Annotated in this window: 16 protein-coding genes; 10 read left to right on the top strand and 6 right to left on the bottom strand. The window is 62.0% G+C overall.

All coding sequences use genetic code 11. The features are described 5' to 3' along the window. Positions 1 to 68: 68 nt before the first annotated feature. The 3 genes from rarD to OKC41_RS14090 all read left to right on the top strand — a co-directional run bounded on the left by rarD (position 69) and on the right by OKC41_RS14090 (position 2549). Entirely contained in the window at positions 69 to 965 is an 897-nt protein-coding gene (rarD, locus tag OKC41_RS14100; protein WP_010672490.1) for an EamA family transporter RarD, read from the top strand. A 56-nt stretch (positions 966 to 1021) separates the two neighbouring features. Further along, on the top strand, positions 1022 to 1825 hold the full coding sequence (locus OKC41_RS14095; protein ID WP_041214099.1) for an AraC family transcriptional regulator: 804 nt from the start codon (positions 1022 to 1024) through the stop codon (positions 1823 to 1825). Positions 1826 to 1910: 85 nt separating this feature from the next. After that, positions 1911 to 2549: a LysE family translocator gene (locus OKC41_RS14090; protein ID WP_270672107.1), complete on the top strand. Its 639-nt coding sequence runs from the start codon at positions 1911 to 1913 to the stop codon at positions 2547 to 2549. Between the two features lie 53 nt (positions 2550 to 2602). Here OKC41_RS14090 and OKC41_RS14085 read toward each other — a convergent pair whose 3' ends face one another. Then, positions 2603 to 3268, bottom strand: a complete 666-nt coding sequence (locus tag OKC41_RS14085; RefSeq protein WP_201895201.1) for a chromophore lyase CpcT/CpeT — start codon at positions 3266 to 3268, stop codon at positions 2603 to 2605. 143 nt (positions 3269 to 3411) lie between these two features. Continuing rightward, complete coding sequence (gene eamB, locus OKC41_RS14080; protein WP_200163855.1) at positions 3412 to 3999, bottom strand: cysteine/O-acetylserine transporter; 588 nt, start codon at positions 3997 to 3999, stop codon at positions 3412 to 3414. Positions 4000 to 4103: 104 nt separating this feature from the next. Between eamB and OKC41_RS14075 the strand changes: the two genes are divergently transcribed. The 3 genes from OKC41_RS14075 to OKC41_RS14065 all read left to right on the top strand — a co-directional run bounded on the left by OKC41_RS14075 (position 4104) and on the right by OKC41_RS14065 (position 6376). Further along, positions 4104 to 5051, top strand: coding sequence for a LysR family transcriptional regulator (locus OKC41_RS14075; RefSeq protein WP_201895202.1), 948 nt, complete (start codon positions 4104 to 4106; stop codon positions 5049 to 5051). 92 nt (positions 5052 to 5143) lie between these two features. After that, positions 5144 to 5593, top strand: a complete 450-nt coding sequence (locus OKC41_RS14070) for an SRPBCC family protein (protein WP_103259322.1) — start codon at positions 5144 to 5146, stop codon at positions 5591 to 5593. Between the two features lie 126 nt (positions 5594 to 5719). Next, positions 5720 to 6376 carry a DUF3313 domain-containing protein gene (locus OKC41_RS14065; RefSeq protein ID WP_201895203.1) on the top strand — a complete coding sequence of 219 codons (657 nt, stop codon included), beginning with the start codon at positions 5720 to 5722 and terminating at the stop codon, positions 6374 to 6376. Positions 6377 to 6436: 60 nt separating this feature from the next. On the opposite strand, the gene OKC41_RS14060 is transcribed toward OKC41_RS14065, so the two are convergent. Continuing rightward, the gene (locus OKC41_RS14060) at positions 6437 to 6937 is read right to left on the bottom strand and encodes a DUF1993 domain-containing protein (RefSeq protein WP_041212145.1); all 501 of its coding nucleotides are present in this window, start codon (positions 6935 to 6937) and stop codon (positions 6437 to 6439) included. Between the two features lie 290 nt (positions 6938 to 7227). On the opposite strand from OKC41_RS14060, the gene ydfZ reads away from it, so the two are divergent. Continuing rightward, complete coding sequence (gene ydfZ / locus OKC41_RS14055; RefSeq protein ID WP_010672483.1) at positions 7228 to 7425, top strand: putative selenium delivery protein YdfZ; 198 nt, start codon at positions 7228 to 7230, stop codon at positions 7423 to 7425. Between the two features lie 104 nt (positions 7426 to 7529). Here the strand turns inward: ydfZ and OKC41_RS14050 are convergent, their stop codons facing one another. After that, positions 7530 to 7871: an SH3 domain-containing protein gene (locus OKC41_RS14050; RefSeq protein WP_201895204.1), complete on the bottom strand. Its 342-nt coding sequence runs from the start codon at positions 7869 to 7871 to the stop codon at positions 7530 to 7532. A gap of 237 nt (positions 7872 to 8108) precedes the next feature. On the opposite strand from OKC41_RS14050, the gene OKC41_RS14045 reads away from it, so the two are divergent. The 3 genes from OKC41_RS14045 (at position 8109) to OKC41_RS14035 (ending at position 10793) form a co-directional block, all read left to right on the top strand. After that, entirely contained in the window at positions 8109 to 8894 is a 786-nt protein-coding gene (locus tag OKC41_RS14045) for a hypothetical protein (RefSeq protein ID WP_201895205.1), read from the top strand. 278 nt (positions 8895 to 9172) lie between these two features. After that, positions 9173 to 10066 (top strand): LysR family transcriptional regulator, encoded by an 894-nt coding sequence (locus OKC41_RS14040; RefSeq protein WP_201895206.1) that lies wholly within the window; start codon positions 9173 to 9175, stop codon positions 10064 to 10066. A 196-nt stretch (positions 10067 to 10262) separates the two neighbouring features. Continuing rightward, entirely contained in the window at positions 10263 to 10793 is a 531-nt protein-coding gene (locus tag OKC41_RS14035) for a transposase (RefSeq protein ID WP_201895207.1), read from the top strand. Between the two features lie 92 nt (positions 10794 to 10885). On the opposite strand, the gene OKC41_RS14030 is transcribed toward OKC41_RS14035, so the two are convergent. Then, positions 10886 to 11845, bottom strand: a complete 960-nt coding sequence (locus OKC41_RS14030) for a hypothetical protein (RefSeq protein ID WP_201895208.1) — start codon at positions 11843 to 11845, stop codon at positions 10886 to 10888. 180 nt (positions 11846 to 12025) lie between these two features. Next, positions 12026 to 14197 carry a DNA helicase II gene (gene uvrD, locus OKC41_RS14025; RefSeq protein ID WP_201895209.1) on the bottom strand — a complete coding sequence of 724 codons (2172 nt, stop codon included), beginning with the start codon at positions 14195 to 14197 and terminating at the stop codon, positions 12026 to 12028. Between the last annotated feature and the right edge of the window lie 70 nt (positions 14198 to 14267).

The raw sequence follows: 14267 nt of genomic DNA, 5'->3' as shown, positions 1-14267 counted from the left end.
CAAAAGGATCGCTACACTGACTTTTTGCGATGTTTCCCGACATCCGCACTCCAGTGAAGGTTATCCGCATGCAACAACAGATCCAGCGCCAGGGCGTCCTCTATGCCCTCGGCGCCTACACCCTTTGGGGCCTGGCACCCATCTACTTCAAGTCCCTCTCCGCCGTGCCGGCCGCCGAGATCCTGACCCACCGCATGATCTGGTCCTGCGCCCTGCTGATGGTGCTGGTGCTGCTCGGACGCCAGTGGCACAAGGTGCAGGCGGTGCTGCGCCAGCCCAAGGTGCTGCTCACCCTGGCCTTCACCTCCGTCACCGTCGGCGGCAACTGGCTGCTGTTCATCTGGGCCATCAACAATGGCCACATGCTGGATGCGAGCCTGGGCTACTACATCAACCCCCTGTTCAACGTGCTGCTCGGCATGGTGTTTCTGAGCGAGAAGCTGCGCCGCCTGCAGTGGTGGGCGGTGGGGCTCGCCTTTGTCGGTGTCGCCGTCCAGCTCATCGCCTTCGGCTCCCTGCCCTGGATAGCCCTGGTGCTGGCCTCGAGCTTCGCCATCTACGGCCTCATTCGCAAGAAGCTGGCCCTGGACGCCCTCACCGGCCTGCTCATCGAGACCCTGATCATGCTGCCGCCGGCCGCCTTCTATCTGTGGGGCATCGCCGACAGCCCCACCAGCCACCTCACCCAGAATGACTGGCACCTGAACCTGCTGCTCATCGCCGCGGGCGCCGTCACCACGGCACCCCTGCTCTGCTTCACCGCGGCGGCCACCCGGCTCAAGCTCTCCACCCTGGGCTTCTTCCAGTACATAGGCCCCAGCCTGATGTTCATCCTGGCGGTGACCCTCTATGGCGAGGCGCTGGCGCTGGACAAGATGATCACCTTTGGCTGCATCTGGAGCGCCCTGGTGCTGTTCAGCCTGGATGGCCTGCGCAGCGGCAAGCGGCGCCAGGAGGCCGGCTGAGGCGCCGGCGCAATAATCTACAAGCCAAGGGGCCGCTTTCGGGGTATCAATAGGGGATGAACGCACCCCACTCCCGCATCCACTACTGGCAATCCCGGCTGCTGCCGGGGGTTGAACTCTCCCACTCCCACCACAGGGAGTTCAGCTATGGCCGCCACGTGCATCTGGACTACCACATCGGTCTGGTGCAGCGGGGCGGCCAGAAGTTCATCCACAAGGGGAACAGCCACCACCTGGTGCGCGGCGAACTCTCCACCGTCAACCCGGACGAGATGCACGACGGCCTCAGCCTGCTGCCGGAAGGGTACGAGGTGCGGGTCTTCTCCATCGCCCCCGAGCAGCTGGCCCGCTGGCTGCCGGAGCACCCCGAGCCCTTTTTCCACCAGGGATTGCAGAGCCGCCCCGACCTCTATCAGGGCTTTGCCCGCCTGCACATGCACCTGGACGGCCCTTCCCCCGACGGCCTGCTGGCGGAGAGCCAGTTGCTGGCCCTGCTGGGCGAACTGTTCCGGCTCGCCCCCGAGCGCCACGCCCTGGCGGATCCCCAGCTCAGGTTCCTGCGCGACCATCTGCTGGCCCGACTGGACGAGCGCCACACCCTGGAGGACCTGGCCGCCCTGTTCGGGCTGGATCGCTTCGCCTTCCTCCGTCAGTTCAAGAAGAAAACCGGCATGACCCCCTATGCCTGGCTCAAGCGGCTGCGCCTCGAACAGGGCAAGCGCCTGCTCGGCAGCGGTCTGCCGGTGAGCGAGGTGGCACTGGCGGTGGGCTTCTTCGATCAGAGCCACTTCCACCACGGTTTTCGTCAGGCCTTCGGGCTCACCCCGGCGGAGTATCGCCAGCAGATGCTGCCCGCCTGAATCACCGCCGCTGCAATCTTTTACAATCTCCCGTCCCCCGTCCTGCCCCATGCTGTCACCTCCATACCGCTGTCGGAGGTCTTTTATGTTCACCAGCCTGTTTCTGACCCTGGGTCTCGTCCACCTCGTCGCCCTGGCGAGCCCGGGCCCGGATTTCGCGCTCATCCTGCGCACCAGCCTGCACAGGCCCACCGCCCTCGGAGCGGCCCTTGGCATCGCCCTCGCCATCCTGCTCCACGCCACCCTGAGCCTGACCGGCATCAGCCTGCTGATCGCAAGCCAGCCCTGGCTCTTTCTCGCCGTGAAACTGGTGGGTGCCCTCTATCTGGGCTGGCTGGGCTGGGGGGCGCTGAAGGCGGCCTGGCAGGGAAGCGGGGATCTGGCGCTGCGCGCCGGAGGCGAGCGGCCGGGCTGGCGCAAGGGGGTGAAGAGCGGGCTGGCCACCAATCTGCTCAACCCCAAGGCGATGCTGTTCTTCATGGGACTGCTGGCCGCCATGGTGACGCCCCTGGTGGATGGCCTGACCCGGGGATTGCTGATCCTGGAGCTGTTCCTGCTCTCCCTCGTCTGGTTCAGCGCCCTGGCCTGGAGCCTCTCCACTCCCCGCGCCCAGCACCTGCTCGGCCGCATCCAGCGCCCGCTCAACCTGATGACGGGCCTGCTGTTTGGCGCGGTCAGCCTCTCCATCCTGGTGGATCTGCAGGGGCACTGGCCAGCAGCCTGACCGGCACGTCCTTGTTGGCGGCAAGCAGGGAGGGGCCTTGACGGACGGCGCGACTACTCCCCGCGCCGCATCCCCTTGCGCAGGTAGACGTAACCCTCCCCCGGGCTGCCCCAGCGCTGATGGGCGCCGTTGTCATAGGCCCTGTCCAGCAACCGGACGCTGTCCGGGCCGATCCAGAGGTACTGCACCAGGGTGGTGGCACCGCCAAAATCGGTGGCGCAGTGCCCGACCCGGGTCTGCCCCTTGTACTCCCCGCCCGGCTGGCGGGTCAGCCAGATCTCGCACCCTTCGCGCAGGGAGAGTTGCTGGGGGGTGAGGGAGTCGAGCAGCGCGGGCCGACGCCAGGCGCCGGCAAAATCCGTGGCCCTCGGCATGGTCAGTTCGGCCATCAGGATGCGGCCATCGGGCAGGGAGGAGAAGCGGTAGATGCGCTGGCGAAACGGCCGCTGCGCCCGCTCGGTCAGAAACTGCTCCGCATAGACCCAGCGAAAGGGGCCCTCCCCGGGCCAGATCTCCACCAGCCGCAGCTCGGCACTGGTGAAGCGGGCATCGAAGGTGGCCTGCTCCTGGCTGGAAAACTCCCCCGAGAACCAGGAGAGCAGGGGCTCCAGCCTCCCCTGCGTGGCATGGGGGCCGGGGGCCGTCACGAAGGGGACGGGCGCCGCCCAGATCAGGCTGGCGTAAAACAGCCCCAGCAGGGCCGCCATCAGCTGTGTCATCGAATCCTTCCGAGTCGCTTGCATGGCGGCGATTATATGAGCGAACGGTGACAATAACCTCTATCTTGATCAACTCCTTGAAGAGAAAACGAAAAATCCTCTCTGCAGGCGAAAGGAGGCGACGCCCCCCGGCCTGCGTTCCGTCAGATCAGCATCCGAAGCGCACAGTAAACCAACAAGCCCGCCAGCGTCAGGTTCAGAATGCGGCCGTGGCGCTGGAACAGGGGCTGCAGCAGATGACCCGCCAGGGCCCAGCAGAGGTTCCCCAGCGTGCCGATCAGCGCCAGCAGCAGGCTGACGCCCAGCACCCAGACGAATTCTGTGGTGTGGGGCAACACGAAGGTGGAGAGCGCCGTGATGCCGTATAGGATGATCTTCACGTTCACGAACTGCAGCCAGAAGCTGGTCCAGAAGCCGGGCAAGGCTCCATCTGTGCTCGACAGGTTGTAGCCGCTGGCCGCAATGCGCCAGGCCAGCCAGAGCACATAAGCCGCCCCGGCCCAGCTGAGCCAGCCAACCAGCGCGGGGGAGAGGCTGATGAGGGTGAAGGTGAACAGGGCACACAGCAGCATGATCAGCAGGAAGCCCGCACTCATGCCCGCCAGCACCCGGCTACTGCGGCGCAGACCATGCTGATTGGCGGCGCTCAGAGCCAGTATGTTGTTCGGTCCCGGCGTCATGGCCGTGATCAGGGTGTAAGTCAAAAATGCGCTGACAAGGGTCGTGGTCATGGTGTTTCTCCAAATGGGAGTGATACCTTAACGCGGCCACTGGCATCAAAAAATCGAATGTTTTAGCATTCTAAATTCAACCATTTCGATGAATTGGAGTCCCCATGGATCTGCGACGTCTCATTACCCTCAAGACGGTGATCGAGGAGGGCTCCTTCGTGAAGGCATCCCGCAAGCTCTGCTGCACCCAGTCGACGGTAACCTTCCATATCCAGCAGTTGGAGCAGGAACTTTCGCTACAACTGTTCGAAAAAATAGGGCGTCGCATGTGCCTGACCAAGGCCGGACAGAACATCATGCCGCATGTGCACGAGATGATCCGGGTGATGTCGGGTCTGCGCCAGGCGGCGCAGCAGGACGCCGAGCCGAGCGGCGAGCTCAGGGTCGCCATCGGCGAAACTCTGCTGGCCTACAAGATGCCGGCGGTGCTCGAGCGCTTCAAGCGGCTGGCTCCCGGGGTCCGACTGTCGCTCCGGTCCCTGAACTGCTACGTCATTCGCGATGCGCTGCTGGCGGACGAGGCCGATCTCGGTATCTTCTATCGGGTCGGCAACGATGCCGCCCTGCTGATGGAGAGCTTTGGCGAGCAACCCCTGGTGCTGGTAGCTTCCCCCGCCCTCAGCGGTGATATCGACTTCACCCGCCCGGATCAGCACCTGCCGGTCAGCTTCATCATCAACGAACCCCAGTGCATCTTCCGTCAGATTTTCGAGAGCACATTACGCCAGCGAGCCATCACTCTGGACGGCACCATAGAGCTGTGGAGCATAGAGAGCATCAAGCGCTGCGTGGCCAGCAACCTCGGCGTCTCCTTCCTGCCCCGCTTCGCCGTCGAGCGGGAGCTGAGTTCGGGGGAGCTGCAGGAGCTGCCCTTCTCCCCCACGCCCCTCGTCATCACGGCCCTGTGCGCCCACCACGCCAGCAAGTTTGTCAGCCCCGCCATGCGGGTGTTTATGGAGTGCGTGCAGACGTGCCTGACAGAGGAGGCGTCGCCAGCGGCAAATGCGGCCGCTCATGGCGACCAGGACGCGCGCCGCCTGATGACAACCTAGCCCTTCAATGGGAGCGCCACGACTCCTGACCCTCGGTTGTCCTTCCCCCGAGCGACTATCCTTGCTCGGATACAGCCGAGAAGGAACCCAAGATGAGCACAGGAACAGTCACTCTGCATCGCGTACTCAAGGCCCCGCCACAGCGGGTATACCAGGCCTTTATCGAGCCGGACGCCCTGGCCAAATGGCTGCCCCCCCATGGCTTCACCTGCAAGGTGGCGGCGCTGGATGCCAGGGTCGGCGGCCAGTTCAGGATGTCGTTCACCCACTTCGCCAGCGGCCACACCCACGCCTTCGGCGGCGAGTATCTCGCGCTGGAGCCGGGCAAGCGCATCCGCTATACCGACCGCTTCGACGACCCCAACCTGCCGGGGGAGATGCAGGTCACCATCACCCTCACCCAGGTGCTGTGCGGCACCGATCTCGCCATCGAACAGGCGGGTATTCCGGCGGTCATCCCGGTGGAGATGTGCTACCTCGGCTGGCAGGAGTCCCTGATGCAGCTCGCCACCCTGGTGGAGCCCGAGATCCCCGCCGAGTGACCCGACACGGGGGCTCCCCCGGTGGCCCCGCACAGATACCCCTTGTGAGAGAGGGGCCTGATCAGGTATCTCTGTGGGCAGGGCGGGCTGCGTTCTTGCAGCGACCATCCACCGCCAGGAGCCCCCATGAAACGAGTCTTGATGATGACCATGGCCGCCGCCCTGCTGGGCGGGTGCGCCGCGAAGAACCAGGTCTCCCACAGCCTGCAGGCGATCCCGCTGACCGCCTTCCAGCAGAGTGAAAGCAACCCCAACCAGCGTATCTACAAGGAGCCCGGCGTGGATCTGCGCCAGTACCACGCGGTACTGCTCGATCCCTTGCAATTCATCCGCCAGGAGAACGGCCAGTGGTATCTGCTGACTGCCAACGAGCAGAACGAGATAGGCCGCTACTACCACGCCACCTTCCAGCGGGAGCTGATGAAGCAGGGCGTCAAGATGGCTACCGAACCCGGCCCCGGCGTGATGCGGGTGCAGGCGGCCATCACCAACTTCGACCTGACCCGGCCCGACCCCAAGCTGCGGGATCTGCTGCCCGCCAAGATCGCCATCAACGTCACCCGCGAGGTGATAGGCAAGGAGCCCTATCTGCTCAAGGTGGGCAGCATGGCCCAGTTGCTCGACGCCCAGAGCGGCAAGCTGCTGGTGCGGGTGATGGACGCTCGCGAGAGCCCGGACACCACCCACAAGGATTCCCCCATCACCGCCCTGGAGATGGAGAAGATGATCGATCAGTGGGCCGCAAGTCGCGCCAAACAACTGGCCGACAACCTGGGGCGCTGAGCCGGGCCGAAAACGACAAAGCCTGCCAGGGGGCAGGCTTTGTCGTCGCTGAAGCGCAGTTTATTGCAGGTTCAGACCGCCCAGGTAATCCCGCTTGCCCAGATCCACCCCGGCCTGGCGCAGCAGGGCATAGGTCATGGTGAGGTGGAAGTAGAAGTTCGGGATGCCGTACTCGTGGACGCAGCTGTGGCCGTCCATCCCCTTGCCGCCCGCCCAGTAGGGGTAGTAGTGGCCGCTCGCATACTGGCTGAAATCGGCGTCCAGCTTGCCTTGCAGGTAGGCGATGGTCTTGGCCACGTGGGCGCGCAGATCCGCCATGGTCTTGGGATCATCCCCCAGCACCGGCGGCTCGCTCAGGCTGGCGGTGGCCACCACGGCGCGGGCGCTGTCGCAGCAGATCAGCACCTGCTTGCTCAGGGGCAGCATGTCGACGATGAGGCGCTCATTGAAGAAGTTGTCCACGTTGAATTTCTTCGCCTCGGCGTGGGCCTCGGCCTTGGCCAGACACTGGTCCAGGTTGGTCAGCATCTTGATGAACTGGGCTGCGATATCACGATTCATAATGCACTCTCGGTTGGTTGAAGGCAGTAAAACGAGCGGCTCCACTATAGCGCATCCCCCTTGCAGTTCGAGCCCGAGGGGATGAAAAGCGAGGGCGTCCTCCTTGCCCTGCGACAGGCAGTGGCCATCACCGGCGGGCAGCGAGACCAGAGCGCCGCGCCCCGTCGCCGCACCGAGTCCCTCTTTCCCCTTTTTTTGATCTGTGACAGGCATCTCGTTTTTCGAGGGGCGTAGTCTGGAGCCCGTTGCCCCGGCACGGGCCGGGGCACCCATCCCACAAGGAGAATGCCATGAAGATCTACGATCGAAACCGCAATGTGCTGACCCTGGGCCAACGGGTGATGATTGCCGCCACCGGCGCGGTCGACACCCTCAAGGAGGCGCACACCGACAACCTGACCCCCTATGAGGCGGAACATGAGAAGTGCGTGCTGCTGACGAACAGCCAGGAGCGCTACGCCCCCATCGAGTTGATTAGACTAGGCTGATCCGTTTTCCGTCACCCTACTCTTTACAATTCACCCGGCCGCACGTCCGTCGCTGGCCGGGTTTCTCTCTCCGCTCTCTACTCCTTCTCCGAGCCGCTGCCACCTTATGAGGGCGAGGCGATGCAGCTGGCCGGGATCCAGCCTGATTGCCCCGCTTCGTTGTGAACCCAGAGCCAGCCTGCCAGCTCCCGATCCACTCGAACCCGCTCCCCCGCCGCCACGTCCAGCTCCCGGGCGGTATAGTCCTGGCGCGCCTGCGCCTCCCCGGCGCCGATCGGGGTCAGCAGGGACAGGGGCGCCCACCCCTCGTTGCCGTCTGCGGTAAAGGTGCGCACCCAGCCCGGGAACTCGTCGTCCTCGTGGCCGATGCGCACCCGCTCTCCGGCCCGAAAGGCGATGGGATTGGGGTAGCAGGTGTGGTGCGCCGTGGTGATCAACGCCAGCATTGTCTCTTCCTCCGACAGGTTCTGTTTGGTGACGCCCCGAGTCATACCACAAGCCGGGCCCCGTTGCGTCAACCGGGCTCACACCCTCTGGCAGAGGGCGATCTCCCCCGGGGCGGGCCGACGACCCTGATCCCCACGATTCATTACTGTCAGTGAATTTTCATATCATCCAAGTGTCATTTCAGTGAACACATCGCCGCCCTAGACTGCTTCTCGAACCTTAACGAGGAGTCTTGTATGAAACTCACCCCTATCCCGTTGCTGGCCGGCACCCTCGCCTCGGCCTTCTCTTTCAACACCTTCGCCGGTGACATCGTCTCGGTGCAGTTCAGCGATGGCCGCCCGGCCGTGACCGGCGTCGAAGCGGTCAACAACGCGCTCAACCCCATCGGCGTCAACGTGGTCACCGTCGACATTCCCGAGGCCGCCAGGCCGCTGCTTGAAGCCTCCCACCGCCGCGCGTTGACCAAAGCGGAGCACCGCGCCCTGATCTCGGCCTTCAACCTGAGTCAGGGGGAACTGCTGGAGCAGGCCAGGCTCGCAGGGCGTGCGCCCGCGGTGCAAGGGGGCGGCGTCGCCACCGAAGAGACCGGCGTCGGCCCCTACCCCAAGGTCTATGACCTGATGGCGCTGGACGAGCGCACCCGCAGCGCCGTGCTGGGGAAATACGGCCGCATGCACGTCAACTCCGCCGAGGACGGCACCGACATTGACGAGGTGATGACGGTGGTCAGCGGCGGCCCCTTCCGCTGGGGCTTTACCCTCAAAGACGGCAGCATCGCCCGCTTCCAGATAGACAAGGTGGGCCTTGAGGACAAGGCGGTGCGAGTCAGCTATCACGGGCTCGGCATGCACGCCGGGTTGATGGATGCAAAACAGGGGCTGCTGGTGGCCTTCGCCCACGGACCCAGAGCGTTCACCATGCGCTACCAGGCGGACGTGCCCCACGCCCAGTTGCTTGGCACCAACCCCTGGGCCGATGTCGGCATCACCCTGCCCCCCGCCCCCGGCAAGGTGCAGTAAGCCGGTGCGTGCCATCTGGCGGCGGGGCCCGGGCCCTGCCGCCTGCTTTTATGCCTGCTACGCCTGCCACCTCGGGGCCGGGGTGCCCGGGGCCCATCGCCTCTCTTTCGTCTGCGTCTCTGCCACGCCCGGAGGGCCATGATCCGGGCCGGTCTGCCACGGGCAGCTCTCTGTCTGGCGGGGGATGGGGGGTGGACACCCCGGGGAACCGCACTATTGTGATAAAAGTGCGCAATGATGGCGCCATCATTTACCAGTAGTGAATTAACGGGGGCAGGATGAACAAGATCACGGCGCTGAACGTCTTTCGCCGGGTGGTGGAAATGGGCACCTTCAGGGCGGCGGCGGACGACCTGCGCCTCTCCCAGGCGGCGGTCAGCAAGAACATTAACGAGCTGGAAGCCTTTCTCGGCATTGCCCTCATCAACCGCACCACCCGGCGGCTGAGCGTCACCGAATCGGGCATGGCCTATTACGGCCAGATATGCGCCGTGCTGGACAGCCTGGAGGCCGCCGACCAGTCCATCATGGCCGCCTCCTTCACCCCCAGGGGCAGGCTGAGGATCGGCATGCCCATGTCCTACGGGCTGATCCGCCTCAATCCCCTTGTCTGCGAATTCCAACGCCGCTATCCGGAAATCGGCATCGAGGTGATCCTGAGCGACGCCTACATGGATCTGGTGGATCAGGGGCTGGACGTGGTGATCCGGGGGGCTGGCACCCTGGAGGACTCCACCCTGCGCGCCAAACCCCTGTGCGAGGTGCAGCGGGTGCTCTGCGCCGCCCCCGACTACCTGAAGGAGGCGGGCCAGCCTGCCCACCCGGCGGATCTCAAGGGCCACAACTGCCTGCGCTACAGCCTCTCCTCCTCCCCCAACAAGTGGTTCTTCACCCGGGACGCTGAAAGTGTGGCGGTGGAGCTGCCCCCCGCCAGCTTCTGCGCCAACAACGGCATCGCCCTGAAACAGGCGGCGGTGCAGGGGCTCGGGGTGATCCTGGTACCGGATGAATTCGTGTCGAACGACCTGTCGGACGGCACCCTGGTCAGATTGCTCCCCGACTGGCAACCCGACCCCCACACCCTGTTCGCCGTCTACCCCTTCCACAAGGAGCAGTCCCGCAACGTGCGACTCTTTATCGAATTTCTCGTCAAGGCGTTTCAGTTGCGGTGAGCCCGACAGGCGGGAGTGTGAGGCATTCACCTGTTGGAACCCGCCTGCATGTAGGTTCGATTAGCGAAGCGTAATCGGACGATCGCGGAATTGGACGATTGCGTAATCGGACGTTCGTGTCATCAGACGTTCGCGTGATTGGCTATATAGACAACAAGGCTATGCTTGGCTTTTCGACTGAGGCAAGGGGCAAGGAATGGCCAACTGGCGGCGGGCATGGTGGCCCGGAGGAACCTGGTTCTTTACCGTCAACCTGCTGGAGCGGCGCAACAACCGGTTGCTGGTGGAGCAGATCGACCTGCTGCGCCATAGCGTTGCCAAGGTGCAACAGGCTCACCCCTTCGCCATTCATGCATGGGTAGTGTTGCCCGACCATCTCCACTGCATTCTCTCTCTGCCGGAAGGGGACACCGATTTCCCCCTGCGGTGGCGGCTCATTAAAAGCCATTTCTCCCGCGCCTTGCCGGTCAACGAGCGCCGCAGCCAGACCCGGCTACGCCACGGGGAGCGGGGCATCTGGCAACGCCACTATTGGGAACATTTGATCCGGGATGAGCAGGACTACCGCCACCATATGGATTACGTCCATATCAACCCCCTCAAGCATGGTCATGTCACCCGGGTGGCCGATTGGCCGTATTCCACCTTCCATCGTTATGTGGCGAGTGGCGTCTATCCGCCGGATTGGTGCGGGTCGGTGGATGGGGCGTTGGGGGGATTGGAGTGAACACCTAAAAGGGTTGTTCCGTTGTAAGCGTCCGATTACGCGAACGTCTTACGCGATCGTCCGATTACGCTTCGCTAATCGAACCTACGGTCCTACCTACCGTAAGAAAGAATCTGGGGTACATAAATACTGTGCTTCAAATCGATCTTTAATTTGTAGGAAGCTAAAGCGAATGCTGCATTCAAGGACTTTTCTGCTGAATCCTTATCCACTTTCTCATTTCGATGAGCAAAACCATTACGTGCATTCTTAGCTTGCGTTATCAATGCAATAACAGATGAATACTCACGATAGTTAGCAGTGCTTTGCACTTTTGATAGCATGTCATCGAACTTCGGTGAGTTCCCATTTTTATTCATGCTGCCATTTGCTTCTCTTAAGAAAATATCAAGTATGATATGCTCTATGATAAACCAAGAGAGAATTAATGAGGTGCTGTAGTCACTATTTAAATACTCGCTTTCAGATTTTGATAGAGTGTTTAAGCATTCAATTCCCTTCTCATCTAAACGTTCTAAAACATCAAAAGCCTTTTTGTATGCATCAATATAAATTTGGCCATCTCGACTTTCTAATTCTTTGAACTCAAGATTCATAGCTGAGGTTACATTAGGGCATGTCGGGATGAATGTTGTTGGTTCATCGAGGTTTTGACCGCTTTCACCGAAGAATTTCATGCACATGGTTTCATGAAGGGTGATTTCTATTGGGATAATTGGCGTGGCACAGCCTGAAGTGTAATCCTTTGATGTCAAAGCTAGTAGATAGTTAAAGACATTAGCGACCTTAATTAAATTTTTACGTAATTCAACAGTTTTGAAAAAGTCATCCTCTTGTGTTGTTGCTAGTCTCTTTGTGTTGCTTGATATCCAAACCATACCCGGTCTTGTTACTATTATAGAAAGATCTTTCCCTTTAGCAGCAAAAACCACCTCTCTTATAAAAAGAGATTTATTTTTCCTGGCATTAAAGTCATACCAATGCTCATCAGCATCTACTACAACCCAAACATATGGTTTTGGTGTAAAACCTAAAAAATAAACGTTATTCATTAGCGTTGCCTGGTAATTAATTTGAATGCATTAATAACACTTGTTGTAACCTGATGCCAGCATCGTAGGTTCGAATAGCGAAGCGTATTCGGACGATCGCGTATTTAAAGTTGTCGCGATGGGGCATATAAAAATCAACCCGGCCTAAGCCGGGTTGGTTGTATCAAAAGGCGGGAAAAATCAGAGTGCTTCCAGTCTGGCATATGCCGTCACCAGCCACTTGGCGCCGACGTCGTCGAACTGGATCTGCACCCGGCTCTGCTGGCCGACCCCTTCGAAGTTGAGCACGATTCCCTCCCCGAATTTCGGATGGAGCACCCGCTGGCCGAGCTTGATGCCGCTGGCGTCGAAGCTCTGCTGCACCTCGTTCTGGCTAAAGCGGCCGTACTGGGTGGGGCGGCTCACCTGGGTGCGCAGCCGGATCTCTTCCAGACACTCGGCGGGCATCTCGCGGATAAAGCGGCTCGGCTTGTGGAACATCTCGCGGCCATAGATGCGGCGGCTCTCCGCATAACAGATGTAGAGCTTCTCCATGGCGCGGGTCATGCCCACGTAACAGAGGCGCCGCTCCTCCTCCAGCCGCCCCGACTCCTCGGTGGATTGCTGGCTGGGGAACATGCCTTCCTCCACGCCGACCAGCAGCACCAGCGGGAACTCCAGCCCCTTGGCGCTGTGCAGGGTCATCAGCTGCACCGCATCGGCATATTCGTCCGCCTGATTCTCGCCGGACTCCAGCGCCGCGTGGGCGAGGAAGGCGGAGAGATCGCTCATGTCCTCCAGCTCGTCCGGGCGCTGGTACTGGCGGCAGGCGGTGACCAGTTCGTCCAGGTTCTCTACCCGCGCCTGGGATTTCTCGCCTTTTTCCGCCAGATACATGGCCTTGAGGCCGGAATGCTGAATGGCGATATCCGCCTGCTGGTGCAGGGGCAGCAGGGAGACCTGTTCCTCCAGCACGTCGATGAGATCCACAAAGCCGCGCACCGCGTTGCCGGCACGGCCGGTCAGCACCTTGTCATTGAGCAGTGCCTTGGCCGATTGCCACAGGTTCTGGCCCTGATCCCGGGCGTTGTTGCGCAGGATCTCGAGGGTGCGATCGCCGATGCCGCGGGTCGGGGTGTTGACCACCCGCTCGAAGCTGGCGTCGTCGCCACGGTTGTTGATAAGGCGCAGGTAGGCCATGGCGTCTTTGATCTCCTGGCGCTCGAAGAAGCGCAGGCCGCCGTAGATGCGGTACGGCATGGCGTCCTGCATCAGCGCCTCTTCCAGCACCCGCGACTGGGCGTTGGAGCGATAGAGGATGGCGCAGTCGGCGAGCAGACCCCCCTTCTCTTTCCAGTCCTTGAGGCGGCCGACCACGAAGCGGGCCTCGTCCACCTCGTTGAAGGCGGCGTAGAGCGAAATCGGCTCGCCCTCGGCCCCCTCGGTCCACAGCTCCTTGCCAAGGCGCTCCGCATTGTTGGCGATGACGCTGTTGGCGGCTTTCAGGATATTGGCGGTGGAGCGGTAGTTCTGCTCGAGACGGATGGTCTGCGCCCCCTGATAGTCGGTCAGGAAGCGCTGGATGTTCTCAATCTTGGCGCCGCGCCAGCCGTAGATGGACTGATCATCGTCACCGACGATCATCACCTTGCCGGTGTCGCCGGCCAGCATGCGCAGCCAGGCGTACTGGATGCCGTTGGTATCCTGAAACTCGTCCACCAGGATGTTCTGGAAGCGGTCGCGGTAGTGCTCGAGGATGTGGGGCTTGTTCAGCCACAGCTCGTGGGCGCGCAGCAGGAGCTCGGCAAAATCCACCAGCCCGGAGCGATCGCAGGTCTCCTGATAGGTCTTGTAGATCTGCTGATAGGTGCGGGTGACGGGGTCGCCGTAGAGGTCGATATCGCCGGGGCGCAGCCCCTCGTCCTTCTTGCCGTTGATGTAGCCCATCACGGCGCGCGGGGCCCAGTGCTTCTCGTCGAGGTTGAGCGCCTTGAGCACCCGGCGAATGAGGCGGTACTGGTCGTCGGAGTCGAGGATCTGGAAATCCTGCGGCAGGCCCGCATCCAGATGGTGGGCCCGCAGCAGTCGGTGGGCGATGCCGTGGAAGGTGCCGATCCACATGCCGCGCACGCCGTCGCCGATCACCTTCTCGACCCGGCCGCGCATCTCGGCCGCCGCCTTGTTGGTAAAGGTGACCGCGATGATGGAGAAGGGTGAACAGCGTTCCACCTGCATCAGCCAGGCGATACGGTGCACCAGCACCCGGGTCTTGCCCGAACCGGCACCGGCCAGCACCAGCAGGTTGCAACGGGGGGCCGCCACCGCGTCTCTTTGCTTGTCATTGAGCCCGTCGAGCAGGGTTGAAACGTCCATCACCACTCCTGTTTATTTATACAGGCGGGGATTATACGGCCTGAGCCGCCAGAGACCAAGCCGTGAGCAG

This window comes from Aeromonas sp. QDB17 (genome assembly GCF_027705305.1).
GTDB lineage: Bacteria > Pseudomonadota > Gammaproteobacteria > Enterobacterales > Aeromonadaceae > Aeromonas > Aeromonas caviae.
The sequence above is the reverse complement of the archived record's forward strand: the minus strand, read 5'-3'. Positions and strand labels throughout refer to the sequence as shown.